Annotated in this window: 24 protein-coding genes; 20 read left to right on the top strand and 4 right to left on the bottom strand. The window is 68.5% G+C overall.

What is annotated here, in order from left to right:
• Position 1: 1 nt before the first annotated feature.
• Complete coding sequence (locus H074_RS11770; protein ID WP_007030256.1) at positions 2-622, bottom strand: UdgX family uracil-DNA binding protein; 621 nt, start codon at positions 620-622, stop codon at positions 2-4.
• A 71-nt stretch (positions 623-693) separates the two neighbouring features.
• On the opposite strand from H074_RS11770, the gene H074_RS11775 reads away from it, so the two are divergent.
• Together H074_RS11775 and H074_RS11780 are read left to right on the top strand one after the other, a co-directional pair.
• Positions 694-2,013: a cytochrome P450 gene (locus H074_RS11775; protein ID WP_007030257.1), complete on the top strand. Its 1,320-nt coding sequence runs from the start codon at positions 694-696 to the stop codon at positions 2,011-2,013.
• A 529-nt stretch (positions 2,014-2,542) separates the two neighbouring features.
• On the top strand, positions 2,543-2,950 hold the full coding sequence (locus tag H074_RS11780; protein ID WP_007030258.1) for a VOC family protein: 408 nt from the start codon (positions 2,543-2,545) through the stop codon (positions 2,948-2,950).
• Positions 2,951-3,008: 58 nt separating this feature from the next.
• Here the strand turns inward: H074_RS11780 and H074_RS11785 are convergent, their stop codons facing one another.
• On the bottom strand, positions 3,009-3,557 hold the full coding sequence (locus H074_RS11785) for a dihydrofolate reductase family protein (RefSeq protein ID WP_007030259.1): 549 nt from the start codon (positions 3,555-3,557) through the stop codon (positions 3,009-3,011).
• Positions 3,558-3,649: 92 nt separating this feature from the next.
• Here H074_RS11785 and H074_RS11790 point away from each other — a divergent pair, with 92 nt between their 5' ends.
• The 13 genes from H074_RS11790 to H074_RS11850 all read left to right on the top strand — a co-directional run bounded on the left by H074_RS11790 (position 3,650) and on the right by H074_RS11850 (position 17,592).
• Positions 3,650-4,135, top strand: coding sequence for a winged helix-turn-helix transcriptional regulator (locus H074_RS11790; RefSeq protein ID WP_007030260.1), 486 nt, complete (start codon positions 3,650-3,652; stop codon positions 4,133-4,135).
• A 151-nt stretch (positions 4,136-4,286) separates the two neighbouring features.
• Positions 4,287-5,543, top strand: coding sequence for an ATP-grasp domain-containing protein (locus H074_RS11795; protein WP_039922221.1), 1,257 nt, complete (start codon positions 4,287-4,289; stop codon positions 5,541-5,543).
• A 58-nt stretch (positions 5,544-5,601) separates the two neighbouring features.
• Positions 5,602-6,915 carry a lysine N(6)-hydroxylase/L-ornithine N(5)-oxygenase family protein gene (locus tag H074_RS11800; RefSeq protein ID WP_007030262.1) on the top strand — a complete coding sequence of 438 codons (1,314 nt, stop codon included), beginning with the start codon at positions 5,602-5,604 and terminating at the stop codon, positions 6,913-6,915.
• 22 nt (positions 6,916-6,937) lie between these two features.
• A complete protein-coding gene (locus H074_RS11805) occupies positions 6,938-7,321 on the top strand; it encodes a cupin domain-containing protein (RefSeq protein WP_007030263.1) in 384 nt (127 codons plus the stop codon).
• A 2-nt stretch (positions 7,322-7,323) separates the two neighbouring features.
• Positions 7,324-8,943, top strand: coding sequence for a class I tRNA ligase family protein (locus H074_RS11810; protein ID WP_007030264.1), 1,620 nt, complete (start codon positions 7,324-7,326; stop codon positions 8,941-8,943).
• Positions 8,944-8,949: 6 nt separating this feature from the next.
• Positions 8,950-10,206 carry an MFS transporter gene (locus H074_RS11815; protein ID WP_007030265.1) on the top strand — a complete coding sequence of 419 codons (1,257 nt, stop codon included), beginning with the start codon at positions 8,950-8,952 and terminating at the stop codon, positions 10,204-10,206.
• 30 nt (positions 10,207-10,236) lie between these two features.
• Positions 10,237-11,988, top strand: a complete 1,752-nt coding sequence (locus H074_RS11820; protein ID WP_007030266.1) for an ABC transporter substrate-binding protein — start codon at positions 10,237-10,239, stop codon at positions 11,986-11,988.
• Positions 11,985-13,265, top strand: coding sequence for an ATP-grasp domain-containing protein (locus H074_RS11825; protein ID WP_007030267.1), 1,281 nt, complete (start codon positions 11,985-11,987; stop codon positions 13,263-13,265). Before H074_RS11820 ends, H074_RS11825 begins: the two co-directional genes overlap by 4 nt.
• Positions 13,262-13,726, top strand: coding sequence for a cobalamin B12-binding domain-containing protein (locus H074_RS11830; protein WP_007030268.1), 465 nt, complete (start codon positions 13,262-13,264; stop codon positions 13,724-13,726). The genes H074_RS11825 and H074_RS11830 overlap by 4 nt, the downstream gene beginning before the upstream one ends.
• The gene (locus H074_RS11835; protein ID WP_007030269.1) at positions 13,723-15,033 is read left to right on the top strand and encodes a glutamate mutase E-subunit; all 1,311 of its coding nucleotides are present in this window, start codon (positions 13,723-13,725) and stop codon (positions 15,031-15,033) included. The genes H074_RS11830 and H074_RS11835 overlap by 4 nt, the downstream gene beginning before the upstream one ends.
• Positions 15,030-16,025 carry an asparagine synthetase A gene (locus H074_RS11840; RefSeq protein ID WP_007030270.1) on the top strand — a complete coding sequence of 332 codons (996 nt, stop codon included), beginning with the start codon at positions 15,030-15,032 and terminating at the stop codon, positions 16,023-16,025. Before H074_RS11835 ends, H074_RS11840 begins: the two co-directional genes overlap by 4 nt.
• Positions 16,022-17,266: a glutamate synthase-related protein gene (locus tag H074_RS11845; protein WP_007030271.1), complete on the top strand. Its 1,245-nt coding sequence runs from the start codon at positions 16,022-16,024 to the stop codon at positions 17,264-17,266. Before H074_RS11840 ends, H074_RS11845 begins: the two co-directional genes overlap by 4 nt.
• Entirely contained in the window at positions 17,263-17,592 is a 330-nt protein-coding gene (locus tag H074_RS11850) for an avidin-fold protein (protein WP_007030272.1), read from the top strand. Before H074_RS11845 ends, H074_RS11850 begins: the two co-directional genes overlap by 4 nt.
• 301 nt (positions 17,593-17,893) lie before the next feature.
• Here the strand turns inward: H074_RS11850 and H074_RS11855 are convergent, their stop codons facing one another.
• On the bottom strand, positions 17,894-18,244 hold the full coding sequence (locus tag H074_RS11855) for an MmcQ/YjbR family DNA-binding protein (RefSeq protein ID WP_007030273.1): 351 nt from the start codon (positions 18,242-18,244) through the stop codon (positions 17,894-17,896).
• The gene (locus H074_RS11860) at positions 18,228-18,935 is read right to left on the bottom strand and encodes a hypothetical protein (protein ID WP_007030274.1); all 708 of its coding nucleotides are present in this window, start codon (positions 18,933-18,935) and stop codon (positions 18,228-18,230) included. Before H074_RS11860 ends, H074_RS11855 begins: the two co-directional genes overlap by 17 nt.
• A 188-nt stretch (positions 18,936-19,123) precedes the next feature.
• On the opposite strand from H074_RS11860, the gene H074_RS11865 reads away from it, so the two are divergent.
• The 5 genes from H074_RS11865 (at position 19,124) to ddaH (ending at position 25,646) form a co-directional block, all read left to right on the top strand.
• Positions 19,124-20,587 (top strand): NB-ARC domain-containing protein, encoded by a 1,464-nt coding sequence (locus H074_RS11865; protein ID WP_007030275.1) that lies wholly within the window; start codon positions 19,124-19,126, stop codon positions 20,585-20,587.
• An 87-nt stretch (positions 20,588-20,674) separates the two neighbouring features.
• Complete coding sequence (locus H074_RS11870; RefSeq protein ID WP_007030276.1) at positions 20,675-22,243, top strand: carbamoyltransferase C-terminal domain-containing protein; 1,569 nt, start codon at positions 20,675-20,677, stop codon at positions 22,241-22,243.
• 103 nt (positions 22,244-22,346) lie between these two features.
• Entirely contained in the window at positions 22,347-23,504 is a 1,158-nt protein-coding gene (locus H074_RS11875; RefSeq protein ID WP_007030277.1) for an NAD(P)/FAD-dependent oxidoreductase, read from the top strand.
• Positions 23,501-24,754 carry an ATP-grasp domain-containing protein gene (locus H074_RS11880; protein ID WP_007030278.1) on the top strand — a complete coding sequence of 418 codons (1,254 nt, stop codon included), beginning with the start codon at positions 23,501-23,503 and terminating at the stop codon, positions 24,752-24,754. Before H074_RS11875 ends, H074_RS11880 begins: the two co-directional genes overlap by 4 nt.
• Positions 24,755-24,833: 79 nt before the next feature.
• On the top strand, positions 24,834-25,646 hold the full coding sequence (ddaH, locus tag H074_RS11885) for a dimethylargininase (RefSeq protein ID WP_007030279.1): 813 nt from the start codon (positions 24,834-24,836) through the stop codon (positions 25,644-25,646).
• The last annotated feature ends 10 nt before the right edge of the window (positions 25,647-25,656 follow it).

A 25,656-nucleotide genomic window follows, 5' to 3' on the forward strand; every position in this document is an offset into this window, starting at 1 on the left:
TTCAGCGGTCGCCGCGCGCCGCCACGAGATCCGCGACGAAGGCCCGATAGGCCTCGTCGCGATCCGGCGCGCGCAGCACCGCGGACGGGTGCACCGTGGCGACCGCGGTGGCGGCGAACTCGGCGAGGTCGATCCGCTCGCCGCGGCTACGGGTGATGCGGAAATCGTCGCCGAGCAGCGACTTCGCCGCCGTCGCGCCGAGGAAGATCAGCAGTTCCGGGTGGACCGCCGCCAGTTCGGCGTGCAGCCACGGACGGCAGGCGGCGATCTCGGTCTTCGACGGCGTCTTGTGGATACGCCGTTTGCCGCGTTCGTCACGCTTGAACTTGAAGTGCTTCACCGCGTTGGTGACGTAGATCTTCCGGCGATCGAAGCCCGCTTCGTCGAGAGCCCGGTCGAGCAGCCGCCCGGCGGGCCCGACGAACGGGGCACCCTGCCGGTCCTCCTGGTCACCTGGTTGTTCACCGACCACCATGATCTCCGCCGCGCGGGGGCCCTCACCGAAGACGGTCTGGGTGGCATCGCGGTAGAGGTCGCATCCACGGCAGCCGGACGCCGCCGAACGGAGACGCTCCAGATCCGCGGTCTCGGGCGGGTCCGCCCCGGGTGCCTTCGTCGCCATGACCACCGGATTCCCCGCCTGGCGGTGCGACAAACCGGTTACGTGCCCGCCGCGCCGGGTAGCCCTCCGGTATGGCGACTACGACCGAACCAGCCACCGCTTCCGTTCAGGACACCGTGCGTGTAGCGCTGCGGGTCGTGCTTCCCACGCTCGCCGGAGGGGTGATCAAGCGGCGTCCGCTGGGGCTGGCGGTGGCCCAGAAACTCCAGCTGGACCGCCCCGCCGTGCGGCTGTTGTGCCGGCTTCGGTCCCAGTACGGTCCGGGGCCGCTGCGCCTGCGGGTGCCCGGCCGCACGATCGACCTGGTTCTGTGCGGGGAAGACGTCGGCGAGGTGCTCGCCGCGGCGCCGGTCCCGTTCAGCCCGTCGAGCAAGGAGAAGAGGGCGGCGCTGGGACATTTCCAGCCGCACGGCGTGCTCATCTCCGACGCGGTGGAGCGTTCACCACGCCGCCGGTTCAACGAGGAGGTCCTTGAACCGGGCAGGCCGCTACACGACCTCGCGGCTCCCTTCGCGGCGGTGATCGGCGAGGAAGCGGCATCGCTCTGGGACGGCGGCACGCTGGACTGGGACACCTTCAACGTGGCCTGGTGGCGGATGGTCCGCAGGGTCACTCTTGGCGAGTCCGCGGCGGACGACCACGGCCTCACCGATGCGCTCGCCCGCCTGCGGAAGGACGCGAACTGGGCGTACGCGCATCCCCGGCGCGACAGGCTCCACGACCAGTTCCGAACCCGGCTCATCGGCCATCTGGAACGGGCGGAGCGGGGGAGCCTCGCCGAAGCCATCGCGTCGGCGGGCCCGTCGGGCGAGCGGACGATGGAGGTCGTCGCCGATCAGGTCGCCCACTGGCTCTTCGCGTTCGACGCCGCCGGGATCGTCACCTTCCGCGCGCTCGCGCTGCTGGCCACCCACCCCGCCGCGCGGGAGCGCGCCGACGAGGAGGTCGCGGCCGCCGACCTGGCCGCGCCGGACCAGTTCGCGTACCTGCGCGCCTGCGCCCTCGAATCGGTCCGGCTGTGGCCGACCACTCCCGCGCTGCTGCGCGAGAGCACGGCCGACACCGCCTGGGGACCCGCGGGGACCACGGTCCTGATCTTCACCCCGTTCTTCCACCGCGACCCCGAATCCCTGCCCTACGCCGACCGGTTCGAACCCGGGATCTGGCTGGACGGCAGCGCGGCGGCCAATCCGGCACTCGTCCCGTTCAGTGCCGGGCCGGCCATCTGCCCCGGCCGGGACCTGGTGCTGTTCTGCGCGAGCACGATGCTGGCGCACTTGATCAAGGATCGCCGCTTCGAACTGGTCTCCGGTGCCGTCCTCGGGCCGGAGCGGCCGTTGCCCGCGACGCTGGACAACTTCCACCTGAAGTTCGCGCTGGTCGCCGGCTGAGTGCCTCATCACGACCACGAGCAGGCCCCGCACGGGACGCCGATCAACGCCGGGAACACCAGCAGCGGCAGACCGGGGTCGTCGGCGTTCGCACGATGGCAAGCCCGTCGGCTCAGCCGAGGAAACTCGGCCTTCACACCCTGGCGAAGTACATGATGGCCCCCTTCCTCGCGCTAGGCGCAAGGAAGGGGGCCATCATGTACTCGCAAGACCTTCACGCGGCACCGCTGTGACTGCTGGTGTGCCTGGGGCCGCAGATGCCGTTCACGGACACGCCACTCGACACGACACCTTGCCTTACCCCTCAATAACCGTCTTTACCACTCACGAGCCGGTGCACAGGCCGCGCCGCATCAGCCGGCGCGGTCTCCGGTCCGAACGGGCCTTTGGCCTGGCGCGTTCGGTGAATCGCTCACCGCATTCGGCGAACGGGGTTGAATTTTCGTTGCGCGAAGGAATTCACCCGGCCGTTGTCGCGCCAGGAAGCGTCTGCCAGGATGCTTGAAACCCGACCAAAAGGAGCGTTCCAGTGGCTTCCCGTCTCAATCCTTACATCAGCTTCGCCGGCGACGCCCGGCAGGCCATGGAGTTCTACAAGTCGGTGTTCGGCGGAGAACTGACGCTGAATACGTTCGGTGAGTCCGGTATGGCGGGGTCGCCGGTGGAGAACCAGATCATGCACAGTCAGCTCGATTCCCCGAGCGGCTACACGATCATGGCGTCGGACACGCCGCCGGGAATGGAGCACAAGCCGGGCACGAACGTGTCGGTCAGCCTCAGCGGTGACGACGGCGAGGAATTGCGCGGATACTGGGAGAAACTCTCCGCCGAAGGCACCGTTTCGGTCCCCTTCGAAAAGCAGATGTGGGGTGACGAATTCGGTGCCTGTACCGACAAGTTCGGCATCTCGTGGATGGTGAACGTCATTCAGTCCTAGAGACTCCCGGCCCTGCCCGGCCCGTGCCGAAGTGTGAGCGGTCGTACGGGAAGCGGAACTAGACGGGCCTGAACCGGACGTCGATCGCTCCGCGTGGATCTTCCCGGCCGAGCCCGCGCAGCTGGATCGGCGCCCCGCCGGGGTTGTCGTACAGCCGGATGCCGTCACCGAGCAGGACCGGCGCGATGTGCAGGTCGATCTCGTCGATCAACCCCAAGGCGAGCAGTTGACGGCCGATGTCCGGCGAGAACACCTCGAGGTTCTTCCCGTTCGCCGCCTCCAGGCCGATCCGGACCGCTTCGCCCGCGTCGCAGTTCAGGAACGTGACCCCGTCCGTGGGCGTGGCGTCCTCGGGGTGGTGGGTGAGGACGAACACCGGCCCTTTCCAGGCGCCACCGTAGATGCCGCCCGGGTCGGGGTAGGCGTCCCAGCCGTCGCGACCGCCGAGGACGGCGCCCGTGGTCGTGGCGTACTCGTCGATCAGGTCCGGCCGGAAGGTGGTGCCGGTCATCCAGTCCATGCTGTGGCCCGGGCCCGCGACGAAGCCGTCGAGGGACATCGTGAAGTGCCACAGCACTTTTCCGTCCGCGGTCTGTGGTTCGAGCATCGCGGCCTCCTGGTGCTTGCGTTCTGCAATCGGTTGATTCACGATAAATTGGGTGATGGTAGTTTGCAATCACTTCTTCCGGAGGTGAGGGGATGGCGGAACCCGCCCGTTCCGGCTGTCCGATCAACGCCGCGGTCGAGGCGTTCGGCGACAGCTGGAGCCTGCTCGTGCTGCGGGACATCATGTTCGGCACCCGGCGCTATTTCCGGGAACTGCTCGCCGGATCCGAAGAGGGGATCGCGTCCAACATCCTGGCCGACCGGTTGAAGCGGCTGGTCAACGCCGGGCTGCTCACCCGTGAGGACGCCGGGCCCGGCAAGAAGGCCGCGTACAGCCTGACCGAGGCGTCGATCCAGCTGGTGCCCGTGTTCGCGCACCTCGGTTCCTGGGGGCTCCGGCATCGTCCGACGACCGAACGGCTGAGGGTGCGGGCCGAACTGCTCGCCGCGGGCGGGCCGGACCTGTGGGCCGAGTTCATGGCGGAACTGCGGGTCGTCCACCTCGGCGGGCCGGCACCGGAGAAGGACGGCCCTGGCGTGCTGGAGCGCCTTGCCGCCGCTTACGAAGCGGCCCTCTGACAGCTGCCCGGGAGCCACTGGGCAATCCTCGTATCACCCGCGTCCCCACCACGCATCCCGTTGATTGTTCTTCCCGAATCAAGGGTTCCGGTCAACCCGCCCCCGGGATGTAGTAGCCCGCGACGAAGCGACGGGCTGGTGGGGAGAGGGAATGAGCTCAGCGGAGGGTGTTGTCCTGGTGATCGGCTGCGGGATGCGGCCGTACCGGGAGTACCTGTTGGCGTCGGCCGGGCACCGGCATCCCTTGTGGCTGTTCAACGGGACCGAACCGACCTGGCAGGAGCGCTACATCACCGGCGCGACGGTGCTGGACACGCAGGACCAGGACGCCGTGCTGGCCGCGGCCCGCGCGCTCAACGCCACCACGCCGGTGCTCGGCGTCGTGTCCTGGGACGAGGCGTTGATCGTGGCGGCGGCGCATGTCGCGGACGAACTCGGGGTACCGGGTGCCGGGATCTCCGCGATCGAAGGCTGCCGCGACAAGTGGTTCAGCCGACGGACGCTCACCGCGGCCGGCGTCGCGCAGCCCGATTTCGGGTTCGTGCACGACGACGACCAGGCGGTCCGCGTGGCGGAGCGGATCGGGTACCCGGTCGTCGTCAAGCCGCGCGGGGGCGGGGCCAGTATCGGCGTCAGCCTCGCGGAAGACGCGGAGGCGGTGCGGAAGGCGTTCCGGACCGCGGAGGACGCCAGCTTCGGCGGCTCTCCCGCCTACAAGGGCGGGGCGCTGGTCGAGGAGTACCTGAGCGGTCCGGAGATCAGTGTGGACGGCGCCGTCGTGGACGGTGAGTACACGCCGATGTTCGTGGCGCACAAGACGGTCGGCATGCAGCCGTACTTCGAGGAGCTCGGCCACCTGGTCAGCTCCGCGGACGAACTCCTCGCCGACCCGGCACTGCGCTCGACACTGGCCCGTGCGCACAGCGCGATCGACTTCCGGTACGGCATCACCCACACCGAGCTCAAGCTCACCGAACGCGGACCGGTGATCGTGGAGATCAACGGCAGGCTCGGCGGCGACCTGATCCCGCTGCTCGCCCGGTTCGCGACCGGGGTCGACCCGGGCGCGGCCGCGGTCGACGTCGCGCTCGGCATGCGTCCCCACATCCCGCACGAGGCCGAACCCCGATGGGTCGGCGTGCGGTTCGGCTACCCGAAACAGGACTGTGTCGTCGAGTCCGTGTCCGTACCGGGTTCCCTGCGGAACAACGGAATCCTCGCCGCGGACGTGCTCGTCGAGCCGGGCGCGCGCATGCGGCTGCCGCCGGCGGAGTTCATCTCGCGGCACGCGTACGTGATCTGCGCGGGCGCCGATCCCGACGACTGTGAGGCGGTGCTGGACAAGGCCATGGCCCAGGTCCGGCTGACCGCGCACCCCCTGCTGCCCTCGGTGGCCGCCGGTGGCTGACCGCGCACGGGCACCGCAGAACACCTTCCCAGCACTCTCAACGATGGCGGAGCAAACAATGGCGAACCGTGATGTCGAGCTGCTCGCAGTCGGAGCAGGACCGTCCAACCTGGCACTCGCAGTGGCACTGGAAGAGCTCGCGCCCGGCCTGGCCCGCGAATCGGTCCTGCTCGAACGCGACGAAGAGGTCTCGTGGCAGCGGGGTATGCTCCTGCCGGAGGCGCTGTCGCAGGTCTCGTTCCTCAAGGACCTGGTGACCCTGCGCAACCCGCGCAGTCGCTTCTCGTTCCTGAACTACCTGCACGCCACGAACCGGCTCAACGAGTTCGTGAACATGGGCAGTTTCGTCCCCTACCGGGTGGAGCTCGCCGACTATCTCAAGTGGACGGCCGACTCGCTTTCGCTGGTGGACCTGCAGCGTGGCCGCGAATGTCTCGAAATCACTCCGGTGTGGACGGACGGCACGCTCACCGGCTGGGACACGCACGTCGCCGACGGCGAGACCATCCGCAGCCGGTACCTGGTGGTCGGCGCGGGCCGCGACGCGCGGATTCCCGACCGGCTCCGGACGGTGAACCAGGACCGCGTCATCCACAGCACGCAGTACCTGCCGAGGATCGCCAAGCTGCGCAAGGACCTCCCGTACCGCGTCGCGGTGATCGGCGCCGGGCAGAGCGCGGCGGAACTGTTCGGCGCGGTGCAGAAGGACCTGCCCGAGTGCAAGCCGACCATGGTGATGCGTTCGATCGGCCTGAACTACTACGAGAGCAGCAAGTTCAACAACGAGCTGTTCTTCCCGTCCCATGTGGACAAGTTCTTCGAGGCGCGGCCGGAGGCGCGCGAGCAGATGCTCAAGGAGATGCACCACACGAACTACTCCGGGCTGGCGCCGGGCACGATGGACGCGTTGTACCGCTCGATCTACCTGGACCGCCTCTCCGGCCGTTCCCGGCTGCGGATGATCACCATGAGCGACATCACCGACGCCCGCGACGAGGGCGACGAGATCGTGCTGGAACTCACCGACCGGCGTACCGGCGAGACCCAGGAACTGCGCACCGATCTCGTCCTGCTCGGCACCGGTTTCTCCCCGGAGATGCCGAGGATGGTCCAGGACATCGCGAAGTCGATCGGCCTCTCCGAGATCAAGGTGACCCGTGACTACCGGCTGGAGATCGAGCAGCCCGCCACCGCGGCCGTCTACCTCCAGGGTGTCAACGAAGCGACGCACGGGATCGCGGACTCGCTGCTGAGCGTCCTCGCCCCGCGGGCCAACGACATCCTGCAGGACATCCTCGCCCACCGCGGCGAAACCCCCGAGGTGCCACCGCAACCGACATCGGACGCCGCCCCCATCGTCGCCACCCGCTGAGTCCGGAAAGGAAAAGAGAGTCATGGAGATCCGTCCGCTCGAGCGGGAAAAGATGGTCTTCGAGAACGGCGCCTACGGCCAGCGGCTCCTGCCGTGGGCGGCACTGAACGCGCCGTTCGAAGGCGCCTGGGTCACGGTGCCGGCGCACGGCGCGACGGGTGCGCATTCCCACCACGAGTACGAGATCTTCATCGCCGTCAACGGCGAGGCGGTCGTCGAGTCCGGGGGAGAGCGCCGCGCCTTCCGGCCCGGCGACATCGAGTTCCACAAGCCCGGCACCGAGCATCGCATTCTCAACGACGGCGCGGAGGACTTCGAGATGTACGCGATCTGGTGGGACTCCGACATGACGGCGAAGTTCGCCGCCCGGCACGCAGCGCAGGCGTCCGACCGGGAGGAGGCGTGACCATGGCCGACACGAGACCGGTGGTCATCATCGGCGGCCCCCCGACTTCCAATGGGGACCTGCACATCGGGCATATCGCCGGCCCGTACCTCGGTGCCGACGTGCACCGCCGGTACCTGCGCGCGGCGGGCCGGGAGGCCGTGTTCGCCTCCTGCACCGACGACAGCCAGACCTACCTCGTCACCAGCGCGGCCAGGGTCGGGCTGACGCCGCCCGAACTGGTGAAGCAGTCGACCGAGAACATCCAGCGCACGTTCAAGGCCATGGGTGTCGAGGTCGACGGCTTCTCGCCGACCGACGACGGTTACAAGGCGCTCGTCTACGACTACGTGAAGCGGTTGTACGACAAGGGAAAGCTCCGCCTGCGCAAGGTTCGGCTGCCCTACAGCGAGAGCAAGGGCGAGTTCCTGGTCGAGGGTTTCGTCGGCGGTGGCTGCCCGACCTGCCTCGCCGACAGCCGTGGCGGGTTCTGCGAGGGTTGCGGGCATCCGATCGACTTCGACGCGCTCATCGAGCCGTACTCGGTGCTCGACCCGGCCGACGAGGTGACCTACCGCGAGACCGAGATCATGGTCTTCCCCGTCTCGGAGTACCGCGAGCAGCTGCTCGCCTACTACGAGGAACGCGGTCCCGCGTGGCGGCCGCACGTGCTCGGGCTGATGCGGGAACTGCTGTCCGGGCCGTTGCCCGACTTCGCGATCACGTACCCGGTGAAATGGGGGCTGCCGGCGCCGTTCCTCCAGACGCCGGGGCAGCGGCTCAACGCCTGGGTCGAGGGGATGCCCGCCTCGATGTACTGCACCGAATACGCGTTGCGGCGCAACGGGAAGCCGAAGGTCGCCGACGACGACGCCTGGCTCGTGGAGAACGACGCGCGGGTCGTGGTGTTCATGGGGTTCGACCCCTTGTTCACCTGGGGCGTCGTCCACGTCGCCGAGCTGATCGCCCTGGAGGGCCGCTACGTCCTCCCGGACACCCTGCTCGTCAACGAGTTCTACGAACTGGAGAACGAGAAGTTCTCCACCAGCAAGGGACATGTGGTCTGGGCCCGTGAACTGGCGGCCGAGGTACCCCGCGACATCGCGCGGTTCCACCTCAACCTCACCGCCCCCGAGTTCGCGCGGACCAACTTCTCCCGCGCGGCACTGGAGAAGGTCGCGGGGGAGCGGCTGGTCACGCCATGGAACGAGCTCGCCGAGACACTGGCCAAACTCACCGCCGAGGTCGGCGGAGAGAGCGGCTCGCTCCCGGTGTCGACCGAAGCCACGGAACGCGCGGCGGCGATGGTCTCCCGGTTCGCGTTGAACTACGAACTCGAGGACTTCAGCCTCAGCCGCGCCGCCGATCTGGTGGTGCAGCACGTCGAACGCCTGCGGGCGGCGACGGAACGCACGCTGAAGGGCAACCTCGACCAGGAGATGCTCCGCGCGCGGCTCGGTGACCTCTTCCTCGAACTGCGGGCGCTGATCGGCTGTGCGTCGCCGATCCTGATCGACCTCGCCGGACGTGCCGCCGAAGCGGGCGGGTTCGACCTCCGGATCACCGCGGCCGCCTTCGACGTCACGCACACCACGGCCTTCACCGTGCCACCACTGGAATTCACCCCGACGAGCGAGGTCTGACACCCCATGTCACTCGACAGCACCCTCTCCACCGACGCGGTCCGGAGTTCCCGGCTCGCCGAACGCCTGCTGGTCCCGGCGGGATTCATCACCACGGCGGGCAACGCGTTCCAGATCACCGCGGCCGCGATCCTGGTCTTCCACGCCGAACAGACCACGCTCGCGGTCGGCTGGCTGTTCATCGCGGTGTCCATCCCGCAGGTCGCGCTCGCGGTCCTGTTCGGCAAACTGGTCGACAAGGTCGACCGCCGGATGCTGTGTGTGGCGGCGGACCTCGTCAGCGCGATGACCGCGTTCGCGCTGCCGGTGTGGTTGTGGATCGGTGGTCCGGCGAACCTGGGTTCCTACCTAGCGAACTTCATGCTCGCCTGCACCGCGGCGTTGTTCATGCCCGCGAGCAACGGACTCATCAAGGAACGGATCCGGGACGAGCGGCTCGGGAAGTTCAACTCGCACTTCGAGATGGCGAGCAACTCCGGCATGCTGCTGGCGTCTTCGCTGGCGGGCTTCCTGGTGATCTGGTTCGGCGCCACGCCGTTGTTCGTGTTCAACTCGCTGAGCTTCGTCCTCTCGGCCGTGCTGGTCTACGCGATCGGCCGCAAGCCCGCCAAGGCCCCGGTGGCCGAGGAGACCACGGCCACCGGCACGTCGACGCCGGTCGAAGCCCCCGTGCGCCAGCCGATCAAGCGGCTCGCGCTGCTGTACGCCAACGGCAACATCGGCCTGATGGTCGCCAACGTCATCCTGACGACGCTGATCCTGCAGACCTTCAACCAGGGCGCCTGGATGATCGGTGTGGTCGATGCCCTCGCCGGCGCCGGGTTCATCATCGGCGCCGCGGCCTACGGCAAGGTCAGCAAGCGGTTCAAGGGGATCCACCTGGCCGTGCTCGGCACCCTCGGCAACCTGATCTGTCTGGCGATCCAGCCACTGCACTACATCGCGCTGATGGCGGCGATCCCGTTCGCCGGGTTCTGCTTCGCGCAGGGCCGGATCGCGGCCCGCACGCTGCTGATGCGGGCCAGCCCGGAAGACCGCGTCGGCCGGATCTTCGGCAGCACCCAGGCCCTGGGCCTCGGGCTCGGCGTCGGAGCGACGGTCGCGCTGTCCTCGCTGGCGGACGCGACGACGGTGCCCTACGCCTTCTGGGGATTGGCCCTCCTGCAGGGCGCGATCGTGATCGGCACCTACTTCAGCCTGGCGAAACCGTTGTCGGCGCAGGAGAAGCGGCCGGCCGAGGTTCTCGAGGCGACCGCCGCCTGAGCGCGGCGACGAGCGGAGGAAACGAAAGTCATGACGGAAAAGCCGATCAAGGGCGGCGTGGCGACGTGGGCCTGCCTGCCGGGATTCCCACCCGCGATGATCTTCCCATTCACCCCCGGTGAGCGCTACGGCATGCGGAGCCTTTACGAGTTCCAGATGCTGATGTACCGGCCGCTGTACTGGCTCGGCCGCGACGGCCGGCCTGAGGTCGACTACGACCTCAGCCTCGGCGAGGAACCGGTGTGGGACGAGACCGGCCGCACCTGCACGGTCCGCATCAAGCCCTGGAAATGGTCCAACGGCGAGACGGTCTGCGCGGACAACGTCATCTTCTGGGTCAACATGCTGAAGGTGAAGGGGCCGAAGTTCGGCGCCTACACCGAAGGATTCTTCCCGGACAACCTGGAGTCGTTCGAGAAGGTCGCCGACGACAAGGTGAGCTTCACCTTCGACAAGGCGTACTCGAAGAACTGGATCCTGCTCAACCAGCTCACCATGATCACGCCGATGCCTAAGGCCTGGGACCGCACCGCGGACGGGCCCGCCGACGCGACGCACGACATCGGCCAGGCCGAGGCCGTGTACGAGTTCCTGATGGAGGAGAACGGCGATCCCGTCGCCGAGGACAACAGCCACCGCGCGACCTGGGCGGACAGTCCGGTGTGGAGCGTGGTCAACGGACCGTGGAAGCTGAAGAGCTACACGGAGGAAGGCGTCGTCTCCTTCCTGCCGAACGAGCACTACAGCGGTCCGAACCCCGCGCACCTCGACGAGTTGCGCCAGGTCGCGACGTCGTCGGACGAACAGCAGTACGCGCTGCTGGAATCCGGTGAGGTCGAGGTCGGCTTCCTGCCGCTGGGGATGGGTGTGCAGCCCGACGGCGACCCGACCCGGGGCGGGCCGAACCCGCTCGGCGACGGTTTCCAGCTGGAACCGCAGATCCTGTTCACCATCAACTTCATCGCGGTGAACTTCGGCAACCCGACCATCGCCGGCGACCTGATCCGGCAGCCCTACATCCGGCAGGCGCTGCAGAGCTGTCTCGACCAGGAATACGGGGCGCGCGAGATCTACCAGGGCTACGGCTGGAGCCAGACCGGCCCCATCCCGATGTTGCCGACGAGCGACCTCGTCTCGCCGAAGATCGCCGAGCGCGGCGGCTTCTGGCCGTTCGACCTGGAGAAGGCGCGGAGCCTGCTCTCCGAAAACGGGTGGGACGTCAGCGTCTTCCCCGCGGTGTGCGTGCGTCCCGGCACCGGCCCCGGCGAGGCGGGTGAGGGCATCCCGGCGGGCACCGAGCTGAGCTTCTCCCTGCGGTACTGGGAAGGCAGGCCGGCGCTGACCCGGCTGATGGAGCAGCTGCGCGACAACGCGGCCAAGGCCGGGATCGAGATCCGCCTCCAGGAGGTGATGGGTTCGGTCCTGGTGGCGCAGGACGGGCCGGGCGACGCGCGGTTGTGGGAGCTGTCCTGCTGGGGCGGCGGCTGGGTCTACAACTACCCGACCGGCGAGAACCTGTTCCAGAGCGGGGCTTCCTGCAACTTCAGCAACTACCGCGACGCCAAGGCGGACGAGCTGATCGCGAAGACCGTCACCAGTGACGACCTCGGCGCGCTGCACGAGTACCAGGAGTACATCGCAGACCAGGCCCCGGTGATCTTCATGCCGACGTTCCCGCGGCGGCTGTTCGAGGTCAAGGGCAACCTGCGCGGGTTCTCGCCGATCAATCCGTACGGCCTGATCAACCCCGAGAACTGGTACTACGTCGAGGACGAGTCATGACGCGCCCGGTGGTGCTGGTCGGGTTCGTGGCCGCCGCGCTGGGTTCGTCCATCAAGGACTTCCAGCCGGACGGATCGGTCATCTTCGTCGAAGAACCCGATGTCATCCGCAAACGCAACGCGCGGGAGACGGTGGCCGGTTCGGCGCTGGTGCGCGAGCTGATCGAATGGGAGTTCCACCTCCCCGGCAAGGCGGACGAGTTCTACCATGTCCACCACGACCTCGACCCGGCCGCGGTGGTCCCGCTGACCGAGTACGCGACCCCGTTCGCGGCGCGGCTCGCGGAACGCTACGGCCTGCCGGGCGCGGGGTTCGGCGCGGCGCAGATCCTGCGGGACAAGGCGGTGCTGCGCCTGGTCAGCCGGGCGGCGGGGATCGCGAATCCGGCTTCGGCGCGCGTCGAAAGCCCCGAACAGGTCCGTGAGTTCATGGCGCGGAATCCGGGGAAGACCGTGCTGAAGCCCGCGAACCGGCAGGCGTCGGTGGGGACGCAGGTGCTCACCGACCCGGCCGAGGCCGAGCAGGCGTGGGCGAACTGCGTCGTGCAGGACGAAGGGATCTTCGTCCCGGACCGCGCGATGGAACTGAAGATGCTGGCCGAGAGCTTCGTCGAGGGCGACGAGTACAGCGTCGAGATGCTGCTGCGGGACGGCGAGCCGCTGTTCGCCAACGTCACCGGCAAGCGGCTGTTCCCCGGGCCGCGTCCGATCGAACTCGCGCACATCGTCCCCGCCGACATCCCGGACGAGCTGACGGCGTCGCTGACCGAGGAGACGCGGCGGCTCACCGGCGCGGCCGGGTTCCGCACCGGGATCGTCCACTGCGAATGGATCGTCTCGGACGGCGTCCCGTACTTGGTCGAATGCGCCGGCCGGTTCGCCGGCGACGGCATCATCGAGCTGATCCAGCGCGCCTACCCGGTGGAGCTGAACCGCGCCTACTTCTCGGTGATGAAGGACGAGCCGGTCGTGGACGTCTTGCCACGCAAGGCCGAAGGCGGCGCCGCGGTCCGGTTCCTCTCGATCGAGCCGGGCCTCATCGCGGACGTACGCGGAGTGGAGAAGGCGTCGCAGTCCGAAGGCGTGTTCATGTGCGACGTCGGGGTTTCGGCGGGCGACCGGTTCGGCGGACTGCGCAGCTCGTGGGACCGCGTCGGCGATCTGATGGTGACCGCGGACAGCCCGGCGGAGGCGTCACGCCTGGCCGAAGAGGCGGTCGCGCTGATCGAGATCGACGTGCGGCCGGACCGCGAAGAGAGGGAGAACGCCGCACCATGACCATCGAAGCCGTCCAGTCCACGCTCCCGGACGCCGGTCTCGACGTGATCGTCACCGGGCTCTCGTCCGACGCGCACACCTGGAACCTGGTGTACCTGGAGCTGTTGCTGGAGGAACTGGGCTGCCGGGTCACCAACCTCGGCGCCTGCGTCCCGGACGCGACCATCGTGCGCGAATGCGTCACCCGGCGGCCGGACCTGCTGGTGATCAGCAGCCTCAACGGGCACGGCCGTCAGGACGGCGTCCGGTTGATGGAAACCTTCCGCGCGCGGGCGGAGCTGGTCACGACGCCGGTCGTCATCGGCGGGAAGCTCGACGTCACGGGCGGCAGCAACGCGGCACGGCTGCTGGAGGCCGGGTTCGACGCGGTGTTCGAGGATTCCGGCGGGCTGACCCCGTTCCGCACTTTCCTCCGCACCCTGTCCGTGCGCACCCCCGGTGTCCCGCTGGGCGCGGGATGAGCGTGCTCACCCCGCGGCGGGGGCTTTCGTTCGGCGAGGTGGTCGCGCGCCACCACGCGAGGGGGGACCTGGTCGTCCAACCCCGGATGGGGTTCGCCGATCCGGGGCGGATGGCCCGGGGGCTGCTGGCGACCAGGGCGGCGCGGGCCGCGACGGTCGGCACGATCACGATCGACAGCTACACCAGGGTCGGCGACCACGAGGCGGCTCGCGCCGCGCTGGCCGCCGGCGCCGATCTCAACGGGTACCCGCTCGTCGACCACGACCCCGTGACGACGACGGCGTTGCTCGACGGCGTGCTGACCGGGGACTTCCCGGTGCAGGTCCGGCACGGTTCGGCGGATCCCCGCCGGATCGTACGGGCGCTGCTGGACTTCGGGCTGCACGCGACCGAGGGCGGGCCGGTGTCGTATTGCCTGCCGTACAGCCGGATGCCGCTCTCGGCGGCCGTCGACAACTGGCGGCGCTCCTGCGAAACGCTGGCCGAGGCCCGGGGTCCCGAACTGGAGCCGCATCTGGAGACCTTCGGCGGCTGCATGATGGGCCAGCTGTGCCCGCCGGCGCTGCTGGTCGCGCTGAGCGTGCTGGAGGGGATGTTCTTTTGGCGGCACGGGATCCGCTGCCTGTCCTTCAGCTACGCACAGCAGACCCACGCCGGGCAGGACGAGGAGGCTGTCGCCGCGTTACACGCGCTGATCGGGGAATACGTGCCGCACGCGCGGACGCATGTGGTGATCTACGGCTACATGGGCGTCCACCCGAGGACATCGGGCGGCGCGCTGGCGCTGATCGCGGAGTCCGCGCGGCTGGCCGCCCGCACCGGGGCGAGCAGATTGATCGTCAAGACCACCGCCGAAGCGCACCGGCTGCCGACCGTGGCCGAGAACGTGACCGCGCTGGAGCACGCCGCCGAGGCCGCGCGGGGCGTGTCCCGGAGCGGCCGTCTCGGCGACACCGGGATCCACGCGCAGGCGAAAGCGTTGGTGGACAACGTTCTTTCGCTCGACGCCGACCTCGGCAGAGCGCTGGTCACCGCGTTCGCGCGGGGCCAGCTGGACGTCCCGTTCTGCCTGCACCCGGACAACGCAGGCCGCGCGCGTGGCCGGCTGGATCCCAACGGTCGCCTGGAATGGCAGCGGATCGGCGCGATGCCGCTGGGCGATCTCGTCGACCTGCCCGCGGACCGGCGGATGACTTCGGGCGATCTGCTGGACGCGCTCCGGTACGTCGAGCGGTCGTTCGACGAGAAGTACGGGATGCCCGGAATCGAAACCGTGCACCGACTGACACAGGGGAGTAGGACATGACCGGAACAACGGAGGCGGCGCTGCCGCCGGGCACCCGCGAGCACCTGACGTCACCGGTGACGCAGGCGGCGTTGCGCATCCAGAACAGCATCACCGCGGGCACCCGCGAGTACCTCGGCATGAACGGGTTCGTGGAGCTGCAGCCGCCGCTGATCGGGCCGGTCACCGACCCTGGATGCCGCGGTGCCAAGCAGGTCGACGTCGACTACTACGGGCACAAGTACAAGATGATGACCAGCGTCATCCTGTACAAGCAGGCGTCGCTGCTCGCGTTCGACAAGATCTTCTACGTCGCCCCGAACGTGCGGCTGGAGCCGTTGGAGACCTCGACCACCGGTCGGCATCTGGTCGAGTTCACCCAGATCGACGTCGAGGTCGCGCGGGCGAGCCGCGAGGAGGTCCTCGACATCGCGCAGGGCCTGCTCCGCCATGTGGTCGGCTACACGCTGCGAGAGTCCAAAGTGGACCTCGCCACGCTGGGCCGGGACCAGGACGCGTTCACGGCGTTGCTGGAAGAGGACTTCGAGCGGATGACGCACCGCGAGGCGGTGTCACGGCTGCAGGGCCTGCTGCACGGGCAGAGCGCCGACGCGGAGATCGACTGGCAGGGCGAGCGGATCATCTCGGAGCAGACGAACCGGCCGTTCTTCATCGTCGACTACCCCAAGGGCTCGCGCGGGTTCACCGACGGCGAGTCCAGCACCGAACCGGGAGTGCTGCGGAACTTCGACCTCATCGCCTCGGACGGGTTCGGCGAACTCTGCAGTGGCGGCGAGCGCACGCACGAGTACCGGCGGCTGATCGAACGGATGCGGGAGACGGGGGAGAACCCGGCGAAGTACGCCTGGTACCTCGACCTCGCGCGCGAGGGGTTGCCGCCGAGCGCGGGCTTCGGGATGGGTCTGGAGCGGGTGACGCGCTACATCGCCGGGCTGGACGCGGTCTGGCAGGCCAACGCGTACCCGAAGCTGCCGGGGATCGCGGCGCCGTGATCACCGCACGGCAGCTCCCGGAAGACGCGATCCGGGCAAGGGCACGGGAAGGCAGCGCGGCGATCTTCCCCGAAGTCGCGGGATACGGCCGGTCGCTGTTCGGCTCGGACGTCGACAGTCCGCCCGACGAACTCGACCGCGCGCGCATCGTGCCGCCGGTGTTCGTCCCACGGCGGCTGGAGAAGATGTTCGACCTCGCCCGCGAACCGGTGTACGGGGACGTCGGACTTTCGACCGTGCTCGGCGGGTTCACCGCGCCGTCGCCGGTGTTCCTGTGCGCGTTCGGATCCACGCAGGTGGCGGGCAGCGGGCTCGGGATCGCCGCGAGCGAGCAGGCGGGCAGGCTCGGGATGCCGATGGTGATCGGCGAGAACGTCGTCCCGATGCACGGATACGGCCGGATGGGCGAAAGCGTCGAAGACGGCCTGCTCGGCCGGATCCGCGCGTACGCCGGCGCCGTGCCGGACGGGCTGGGCGGTGTCGTCGTCCAGCAGAGCACCGAAGACGCGGACGCGGAGGTGTGGAACCTCGTCTACAGCGACCCGTCCGCGACGAAACTGCTGGAGACCGGGCGGCTGGCGTTCGAGCTCAAGGTCGGCCAAGGCGCCAAGCCGGGCCTCGGCGGGATGACCGTGCTGTCGCGCACGGCCGCGGGCGAGATCGCCGAACAGTACACAGTGGACGAAGCCTTCGGCACGGACACGGCCATGGTGCTGCGCTCCAGCAGCCCCGGCACGTTCACCGGGGAGATCCTGCGCCAGCAGATCCACCTGATGCGCAACAACTACCCGCGGGCCCGCGCCTGGGTGAAACTGCACCCTGGCCGCGATGTCGGCGAGGCGGCACAGGTCGCGTGGGCGGCGGGAGCGGACGCCGTCACCGTGGACGGTGCCGAGGGCGGCACCGGCTGGGCGCCGTCGGTCTTCCTCGACCAGGTGGGGCTGCCGCTGGTGGAATGCCTGCGCCGGGTCGGCAAGCACGACGCGTCGCTGCTGGTGTCGGGGCGGATCTGGGAAGGGGCCCGTGCGCTGAAGTGCCTGGCGATGGGCGCTTCCGCGGTCGGTCTCGGCCGGGCGGCGCTGCTCGCCGTCGACGAAGACGCGACCGAGGGGCTCGTGCGGCTCGTGCGGTGTCTCGAACTCGAACTGCGGCTGCTCACCAGTGCGCTCGGGAAGTACGACCTCGCGGATGTCACCTCGGACGACCTCTGGTTCCCCGGCAGGACGGAGCACGACGGATGATCAACTACGACGGGAAACGGTTCCGCAAGGTCAGCACCGACCCGGACGCGCCGGTCACCCTGTACCGGCAGAAGGACGACCTGGTGTGGGCCGAGCTGACCGGCGGCGGGGTGCGGCTCGGCTCGCTGACCGGGAAGTGCGGCGAGGACGGGACGATCGACATGGCCTACACGATGGTGCTGGCCAGCGGTCAGGTGATCTCGGGGCACAGCACGAACACCCCGGAGTTCCTGCCGGACGGGCGGATCCGGCTGAACGAGGTATGGGAGCGGTACGGGACCCACGGCTCCCGCGGAACCTCGGCGATCGAAGAGGTCGCCGAGTAGCCCCTGAAGTACATGAAGGCCCCCTTCCTTGCGCCTACCGCAAGGAAGGGGGCCTTCACGCGCCTGGGCTTCGATGCCACACTCGCGTGCTTGGGCCCGGATCTCGCGTGCTTGAAGGCGGAACTCGCGTGCTCAGAAGCCGCACACCCGAGTGCGGTCTCCAGGCACGTGAGTTCCGGCCCCAAGCACGCGAGTCACGTCTCCGATCACGCGAGTCCCGCTTTTCTGTCGCCCGAAAGACAATTGACGCGACCGAAAAGGGCAGTCGAGGGGGCCGAACGGCGCACGCCGAAGGAGTGGTTCAGCTCGGGTTCTTTTCCAGGTATTCCGCCCAGACCTTCTTCGGCACGCACATTCGCCACGAGTCGACGATCAGCTCCCGTAACTCCTCGTAATCGATCGCGGACAGCCGGACGCGGACCCACTGATAGCGCATATCGGACGGAATCGGCATCATGAACTTGTCCGGCTCGCCCGCCACCAGCGCTTCCCGCTCTTCTTTGGGATAGCCGAATCCCATCACGGTTTCGTCGGGTGAGAGCGAAAGGAAGACGATTCGCCCCACGCGGAACTTCGCCCGGTCCCGGACCAGCGCCTCATAGGCGCGCGGCAGGTCCGCGACGATACTTCTGACGTCATCCCCGGTTACCATTTTTCCACCATTCTCCGCTGTCTGTGCCCCAGTCACCCGTGGCGCCCATGGTGAAGGCGACGTAAAGGTATTCGTCGAGGATCTTCGCCAGTGACACGGGTCTGCCCATCAGGGCGGGGATCTCCGCCCCGTCTTCTCCCGCCTCCGCGATCACCGCGGCGGCCCAAGTGCGGCCGAGTCGCAGATGCCTGCCGAACGCGGCGCCGTCACGGGCACCGTGGAGGGCGGCCGCGATGGCGGCGTCCCACGGCATGATCGTGTTGGGCCGCAACGCATACAGCGCCTTGGCCGCGGCGGTCGGGCCCAGCGTACGCCTGGCCCGTCCCGCTGAGACGACGACACCCGAAAGGTCCGCGTAAGCCTTCGCGGCGATGTCGATCCCCGCGTCCGTCAGGTCGACGAGGTCGGCGGACGGGAGGCTGTTTCCCCAGGTCTCCCACCAGGTCCGGACACCGTCGTCGAAGGGGGCCGGCTCGCCTTCGCGCGGGTACCGGATTCGGCATCCCCACGAGTTCAGCCAGCGAAGAAGAATTGTGCGATGTGCGGACTGTGACAGGTCGATCGCGGACTGCCCTCTTTGATCGGACGTGGCTTCGAGGAGCCGAAGCCAAGTGGTGTCGGCATTCGCGAAGCCGTTGAACACTTCGGCGGCCCGCCGGAGTTCGGCGAGCGGGGGCAGGGGCGCAGACATGGGCGAACCCTATCCGGTGCCACCAAGGGGGTGAATTTCCGCGTCCAACTATTGGACTTTGTACATTGAGTCACCTATTTGTATCTGCTGCGAGGTTCATTGGTCCTTTAGGGTTGTGGTCAGGAAGGCCACAAGGATGACGGTCACGCAGTGCGATTGCGTTACCCCATCCAGGGGAGGGAGATGGCATGGGCAGACCCGAGCGACCGTTGGACGGCTCCACTGGTCCGATCGCCGCATTCGCTCACGATCTGCGCGTCTTGAGGAACCGGGCGGGAAACCCGAGCTACCGGGAACTCGCCAGGACGGCATTGTTCGCACCTTCCGTGCTGTCCAGCGCGGCCAGCGGCCACCGGTTGCCCACTCTCGCCGTGACGTTGGCGTTCGTCTCCGCGTGCGGTGGGGACCGTGCGGCGTGGGAACGGCGTTGGCGGAGTGTCGCCGGGCAGACAGGGGGCGGCGCCGAGGTACGAGAGGAACGTGCGCCCGCGCCACCGGCCGAGACTCCGCCGGATGGCGCGCACGCTCCGGCATCCGGCGTCATCCGCCTCGCCCGTCCGGCACAGCTGCCCATGGGCTCGAGGACTTTCGTCGGCAGGGAACGGGATCTGGCCGACGCCGCGGAGATGATCGGGGCGAGCGGCCCGGTCAAGGTGCCGTTGCTCGTCAGCGGTCCGATCGGTGTGGGGAAGACGGCTTTCGCCTTGCGGCTGGCGGAAGAGGTGGCGGCGGACTTCCCGGACGGGCAGCTCTACGCCGATCTGAGCGACACCGGATCCGGAGGCCGGTCGGCCAACGGGATCGTGCGCGGTTTCCTGCGCGCGCTCGGCGTGCCGGCACATCTCGTGCCCGACGATCCGATGCAGCGGATCGGGTTGTACCGATCCCTGCTGGCGGAACGCAGGTTGTTCGTGCTCCTGGCGGGTGTCAGGGACGAGGGGCAGGTGCGGCCGCTGCTGGGCCAGGCCCCGCACAGCCAGGTCGTGGTGACCAGCCGTGCCCGGCTGCTCGGATTGGAGGACACGAACCGTATCGAGCTGGATACGTTCTCCCGCAGGGAATCACTGGCGTTGATCGGCCGGATCGCCGGCCAGGGCCGGGTGCGGGCGGAGCTCGACGCCACCGACACGATCGCCGAACTGTGCGGGGATCTTCCGCTGGCGGTCAACATCGTCGGCCGCAAGATCGCCGCACGCCCGGAATGGGCGATCGCGTACACGGCGGGCCGGCTCGCCGATCGCGAACGGCTCATGGACAGTCTCTGTGTCGGTGACGTCAACGTTCGGGACCGGTTCACCGCGGCGTACGAACATCTGTCGCCCACCGAGCGGGAGGCCATCCGTCACTTCGGGCAGAGCGGGGCGGGCTGGACGACGTCGATCAGCATCGCCGCGGCGATGGGCATCATGATCGAGACCGCCGACGAACTCCTCGAGTCGGTGGTGGACGCCGGGCTTCTCCAGCGCGCCAACGTCGCCGGCCGCTACGCGGTCTCCCGGTTGGTCAGCGCGTTCGCCGCCGAGCGGCAACGGGAACCGGGTGCGTTCGCCGCCGCCGTCCCGATGGCCGGCCGCAGGACGCGGAAGAACGCGTTCGAGTCGCTGCGCCACGAGGCCGTGCGCACCCTGCCGGGTGGTTCGTCCGAAGGTTGATTGTTCGAGCCGCGCGGCGCTTCCGGTCAACGGGCCGCGCGGCTTGAATGAGTCGACGAATGAAGGCGAGCGAAATTCGGTGACACAATGCTGATTCTGTCGATGAAAGAGGGCCACGATGGCGGGATCGTGGCGATCGAGGACGGCAAGCTGCTGTTCGCGCTGGAGTCGGAAAAGGACAACTACCCGCGCTACGACCGGATCACCGGTGAGCTGATGGCGCGCGCGGCGGGCATGCTGGACTCCCGTCCCGACGTGGTCGCGCTCGGCGGCTGGGTCAAGGGGGAGTTCTCGGTGGAACCTCCCTCCCGCACCGGATACTTCGGTGTCGGCGAGGGCGCGATCTCCGACGAGGCGGGCAAGTTCTTCGGCAAGGACGTGCGCTACTTCTCCTCCACCCACGAGCGCTCGCACATCTACACCTCCCTCGGGATGGCCCCCGCGGCCCCCGGCCAGGCGTACTACTCCCTGGTGTGGGAAGGGAACATCGGTGACTTCTACCGGATCGACGAGCGCGGCGAGGCCACCCACCTGCAGCACGTACTGACCGACCCCGGCGCGAAGTACGCGTACCTCTTCGCGCTGGCGGACCCGGGTTTCCCGCTGGGCAAGGGGAAATTCCGCTTCAACGACGCCGGCAAGCAGATGGCGCTGACCGGGTTCGCCGAGCCGGGCCCGCTCACGCCGGACGAGCAGAAGACCATCGACTTCATCCTCGACCGCGACGGCATCATCCTCGGTCTGTCCAAAGAGGAAATGTCCTGGTCCCATCTGTACAACGCCGGTGTCTGGTCGCAGGAATACCGCAACGCGGCGGCGAAGCACTCGCAGGCGATCTTCAACCGGTTCTACGACTACGCCGAGAAGAACCTGACCGAAGGTCTCCCGCTGCTGATCTCCGGCGGCTGCGGCCTGAACTGCGACTGGAACCGCTTGTGGCGTGAAAGTGGCCTGTTCTCCTCGGTGTTCGTGCCGCCGTGTCCCAACGACAGCGGTTCCGCGCTGGGCACCGCCATCGACGCGCAGTGGTTCTACACCGGACAGGCGACCATCGAGTGGGACGTCTACGCGGGGGAGAACTTCGTCGAGGACGTGGTCCCGGATCCCGCCAAGTACGAGACGCGGCCGCTCGTGGCGAGCGAGGTGGCGAAGTACCTCAAGGACGGCAACATCATCGGCTGGGCGCGCGGCCGGTACGAGATGGGCCCGCGGGCGCTGGGCAACCGGTCGATCCTCGCCGCGCCGTTCACCGTGGACACCACCGTGCGGCTCAACAAGATCAAGCGCCGCGAGGACTACCGCCCGATCGCCCCGATCGCGCTGGAATCCGATGCCCCCAAGTGGTTCGTCGGCTCGGTGCAGGACCCGTACATGCTGTACTTCAACCACGTCACCTCCGACGAGCTGAAGGCCATCACGCACGTCGACGGGACCGCGCGCACCCAGACGGTGACGCGGGAGCGCAACGCCGGCATCACCGACCTGCTCGAGGCGTTCCGCGAGCAGACCGGGTTCAGCGTGCTGTGCAACACCTCGCTGAACAACAACGGGCGCGGTTTCCTCAACCGCACCAGCGATCTCATCGAGTACGGGGAGACGTACGGCCTCGACGGCTACGTCATCAACGACACGTTCGTCACCCCGCGCGCCTCCTGAAATCCTTGCCCGACGGGGGCAAGGCCCGGATGCCGCTATCCCAGTGGTGGCATCCGGGTACCTCGTGGCGCCCAACCGAACTTTCGCCCGGAGGGGGAAGGCCATGCGAGTCGTGCTCGCGGGCGGTGGTGTCATCGCGCTGCTGACCGCGCTGGAGTGTGTGTCGGCCGGGCACGAAGTGGTGATCGCCGACCAGGCGGACATCCCGTTCTCCGGTGCGACGTCGTTCGACCGTCATCGCGTGCTGCGCGCGTCGCATCCCGGTGACCTCGCCACCACGACGGCCGCGATCGGCGCCCATCACGCGTGGATCGAACTCGAACACCTGCTGTCCACGTCGTTCTACGAACAGGTCGGCGCGCTCACCGCGCTGCCGTCGCCCGACGCGACGGCCGCGCGGGATCTGCTGACCGCTGCCGGATCGAAGGCCGAAGTGCTCGGCGCGGACGAACTCGCAGCGGAGTTCCCGCACGCCGGGTTCGTCCCGGGGACGGGCGCGGTCTTCGAGTCGCACGCGGGGGTCCTGCTCGCCGATCGGGTGCTGACCGCGTGCGCCACCCGCCTGCGGTGGCACGCGAACGCGGAACTCCACCCGCATCGCAAGGTGGTCGGAATCGACGCCGACCGGGCCGAGGTCCGGCTTGCCGACGGGGAGATCCTCCACGGTGACGCAGTACTGGTGGCGGCGGGCCCGTGGTCCCGGGATCTGCTGGCCCCGGCGCTGTCCAGGGAACTCGTGCTGCACCGGCAGACGATGCTCTACTGCGACGTCCCGCCCGCCGACGCCGCCGCGTGGGCCGCGACGCCGGCGATCACCTCGCTCGGCTCGACGGGCGGCGCGTGGCTGGTGCCGCCCGTCGCCGGGACGCCGCTGAAGCTCAGCGCCGCGAGCGCGTGCCGGGTCGTCGACGAGGTCGGCGGCGCCACGGTGCCCTCGTGGTGGCGTGAGCACCTGATCGACACGTTCGCCGCGCTGATCCCGGGCTTCCGCCGGGACTGGCTGGTCGACACCCGGGACTGCCACTACCTCGCCCGGCGCTCCACCCTCGGCCCGATGCTCGCCGTCCTGGGCGACCGGGTCCTGTCCTACGCGGCGTGCGGTGGCTCGTCGTTCAAGTTCGCCCCGCTGATCGCCCGGTCCCTGGCCGCGCGCCTGACCGGCGCCGACCCGGTCCCGACCGGACTCGAACCGCTCGACCGGCCGCTCGTGCGAGCGGGCGGTGTCCACCCGATCCGTCCTGCCCTACGAGGTGTGTCGTGAAACTGCTCGCGCTGGAAGCCAGCCAGAACTCCTACTACTACCTGCCCCGGTATCAGCAGATCGAGGACTTCGGCGGCGTGCTGTACGTGCTCAACGGGATCGGGACCGAGGATCTCTGGCCGTCCGAGCGCTACCGGATCGCCGGCAGCAACCACATCGACGACCTGATCCGGCACGCGAAGGCCTGGCACGCCGAGGAGTCCTTCGACGGCGTGCTCACCTTCTCCGAGTCCGGTGTGGTCCTGGTCGCCGCGGTCGCCGAAGCGCTCGGCCTGCCCGGTATCGGGGTGGACGCGGCGCGGACGAGCCGGAACAAGCTGATCATGCGGCAGGCGCACGAAAAGGGCGGGGCGGCGCATCCGGACTTCCGGTTCGTCGAAGACCTCGATTCGGCCCTTCAGGCGGCGGAAGACTTCGGCTACCCGGTGATCCTCAAGCCGACACTCGGCGCGGCCAGCAACTTCGTCTTCCGGGTCGACGACGAAGAGAAGATGCGGGAACGCTACGCGCAGGCACGCGAGGGCATCGACGGGATGTCCTGGTACAACATGGAGGCCGAAGGGCTGGACCTCGGCCCGCACGGCCTGCTCGTCGAGTCCTTTCTGGACGGTCACGAGCACCTCATCGAAGCGGTCGCGTGGGACGACGAAGTCTACCTCGGATCCATTGTGGATAGAGTCACCTCGGAGGGCGAGACCTTCGACGACGACGTGCACCATGCCCCCACATCGCTCACCTCCGAGCAGGTGGCCGAGGTGCACGCGGTGGTGGCCGCCGGGGTGCGGTCCCAGGGGCTCACCCGCGGCGCGTTGCACGCCGAAGTCCGTTTTCACCAGGGAAAACCGTTCCTGCTGGAGATCGCCGTCCGTCCCGGCGGCGGGGGGCTCGACCACATGGCGCGGCTTTCGGCCGGGTACGACCCGATCAAGGGGCTCATGGACGTCTCCCGCGGCGTGCGGCCGGATGTCCGGCACTTCAGCCCGACCGGACTGCACACCGCCGCGATGTGCCTGATCTGCCCCGGTGGCGTGATCGCCTCGATCGACGTGCCGCCCGCGGTGAACGAATCGGAAGCGTTGTACTACCTCAAGATCTTCGCCAAGCCGGGTGACCTGATCAAGCGTCCTCCGCTCGGCAACAACATCTTCGGCGGCATCGGCGCGCTGGGCTCGTCCTTCGACGAAGCCATGCGCAACGCGAACGACCTCGCCGGGAAGATCGAGGTCAAACTCTCCGAAACCCAGAAGTAGCAGCGAAAACTGTTCGACGAAACCGGGCCCTTACCCAGGGTCCGGTGGCGGAAGACGCCCAAAACCGCGTGGAGGAAGCGTGTCACGGACTGCCACCCAACGGCACTACCTGATGGTCAGACCGACGTACTTCGACGTCGAGTACTCGATCAACCCCTGGATGGACCCGAAGAAACCGACGGACACCGAGCTGGCCATCGCGCAGTGGGAGTGGCTGCACGACCTGTACGTCGACCTGGGGCATCGTGTCGAGCTGCTCGATCCGCTGCCCGGCCTGCCCGACATGGTGTTCGCGGCCAACGGCGCCACCGTGGTCGACGGGCAGGTGCTCGTCGCGCGATTCCATCACGTGCAGCGGGCGGGCGAGTCCGACGCGTACCTGGAGTGGTTCCGGGCCAACGGATATCGCTACGTGCGGCAGGCGCAGTGGGTCAACGAGGGGGAGGGCGACTACCTCGTCGCCGGGAAGACGATCCTCGCCGGGACCGGGTTCCGTACGAACCCCGAGGCGCACAACGAATCGCGCGAGTTCTTCGGCCGTCCGGTGACCAGGCTGACGCTGATCGACCCGCGGTACTACCACCTCGACACGGCGCTCGCCGTCCTCGACGACGACACGGTCATGTACTACCCGGGGGCGTTCTCGGAGGAAAGCCGCCTGTTGCTGAAGGAGATGTACCCCGACGCGATCCTGGCCACCGAACGCGACGCTTCCGTCTTCGGCCTCAACGCCGTTTCCGACGGCAAGCACGTCGTGCTCCCGCAGGCGGCCACCGAGCTGACCGCGCGGTTGCGGGAGCACGGCTTCGAACCGATCGGCGCCGACCTGTCCGAATTGCTCAAGGCAGGCGGCAGTGTCAAGTGCTGCACGCTGGAACTGCGTGCCGGTTAGGGAGAACTCG

It is taken from the genome of Amycolatopsis decaplanina DSM 44594 (genome assembly GCF_000342005.1).
In the GTDB taxonomy this organism is placed as follows: domain Bacteria; phylum Actinomycetota; class Actinomycetes; order Mycobacteriales; family Pseudonocardiaceae; genus Amycolatopsis; species Amycolatopsis decaplanina.

Bases quoted from the DNA above. Each gene is read 5' to 3' on its own strand.
- H074_RS11870 (WP_007030276.1), top strand. From the start codon at position 20,675: ATGCTGATTCTGTCGATGAAAGAGGGCCACGATGGCGGGATCGTGGCG.
- H074_RS11775 (WP_007030257.1), top strand. From the start codon at position 694: ATGGCGACTACGACCGAACCAGCCACCGCTTCCGTTCAGGACACCGTG.
- H074_RS11790 (WP_007030260.1), top strand. From the start codon at position 3,650: ATGGCGGAACCCGCCCGTTCCGGCTGTCCGATCAACGCCGCGGTCGAG.
- H074_RS11860 (WP_007030274.1), bottom strand. From the start codon at position 18,935: ATGTCTGCGCCCCTGCCCCCGCTCGCCGAACTCCGGCGGGCCGCCGAA.
- H074_RS11875 (WP_007030277.1), top strand. From the start codon at position 22,347: ATGCGAGTCGTGCTCGCGGGCGGTGGTGTCATCGCGCTGCTGACCGCG.
- H074_RS11855 (WP_007030273.1), bottom strand. From the start codon at position 18,244: ATGGTAACCGGGGATGACGTCAGAAGTATCGTCGCGGACCTGCCGCGC.
- H074_RS11785 (WP_007030259.1), bottom strand. From the start codon at position 3,557: ATGCTCGAACCACAGACCGCGGACGGAAAAGTGCTGTGGCACTTCACG.
- H074_RS11840 (WP_007030270.1), top strand. From the start codon at position 15,030: ATGACCGGAACAACGGAGGCGGCGCTGCCGCCGGGCACCCGCGAGCAC.
- H074_RS11820 (WP_007030266.1), top strand. From the start codon at position 10,237: ATGACGGAAAAGCCGATCAAGGGCGGCGTGGCGACGTGGGCCTGCCTG.
- H074_RS11795 (WP_039922221.1), top strand. From the start codon at position 4,287: ATGAGCTCAGCGGAGGGTGTTGTCCTGGTGATCGGCTGCGGGATGCGG.
- H074_RS11815 (WP_007030265.1), top strand. From the start codon at position 8,950: ATGTCACTCGACAGCACCCTCTCCACCGACGCGGTCCGGAGTTCCCGG.
- H074_RS11770 (WP_007030256.1), bottom strand. From the start codon at position 622: ATGGCGACGAAGGCACCCGGGGCGGACCCGCCCGAGACCGCGGATCTG.
- H074_RS11850 (WP_007030272.1), top strand. From the start codon at position 17,263: ATGATCAACTACGACGGGAAACGGTTCCGCAAGGTCAGCACCGACCCG.
- H074_RS11865 (WP_007030275.1), top strand. From the start codon at position 19,124: ATGGGCAGACCCGAGCGACCGTTGGACGGCTCCACTGGTCCGATCGCC.
- H074_RS11835 (WP_007030269.1), top strand. From the start codon at position 13,723: ATGAGCGTGCTCACCCCGCGGCGGGGGCTTTCGTTCGGCGAGGTGGTC.
- H074_RS11830 (WP_007030268.1), top strand. From the start codon at position 13,262: ATGACCATCGAAGCCGTCCAGTCCACGCTCCCGGACGCCGGTCTCGAC.
- H074_RS11805 (WP_007030263.1), top strand. From the start codon at position 6,938: ATGGAGATCCGTCCGCTCGAGCGGGAAAAGATGGTCTTCGAGAACGGC.
- H074_RS11800 (WP_007030262.1), top strand. From the start codon at position 5,602: ATGGCGAACCGTGATGTCGAGCTGCTCGCAGTCGGAGCAGGACCGTCC.
- H074_RS11810 (WP_007030264.1), top strand. From the start codon at position 7,324: ATGGCCGACACGAGACCGGTGGTCATCATCGGCGGCCCCCCGACTTCC.
- H074_RS11825 (WP_007030267.1), top strand. From the start codon at position 11,985: ATGACGCGCCCGGTGGTGCTGGTCGGGTTCGTGGCCGCCGCGCTGGGT.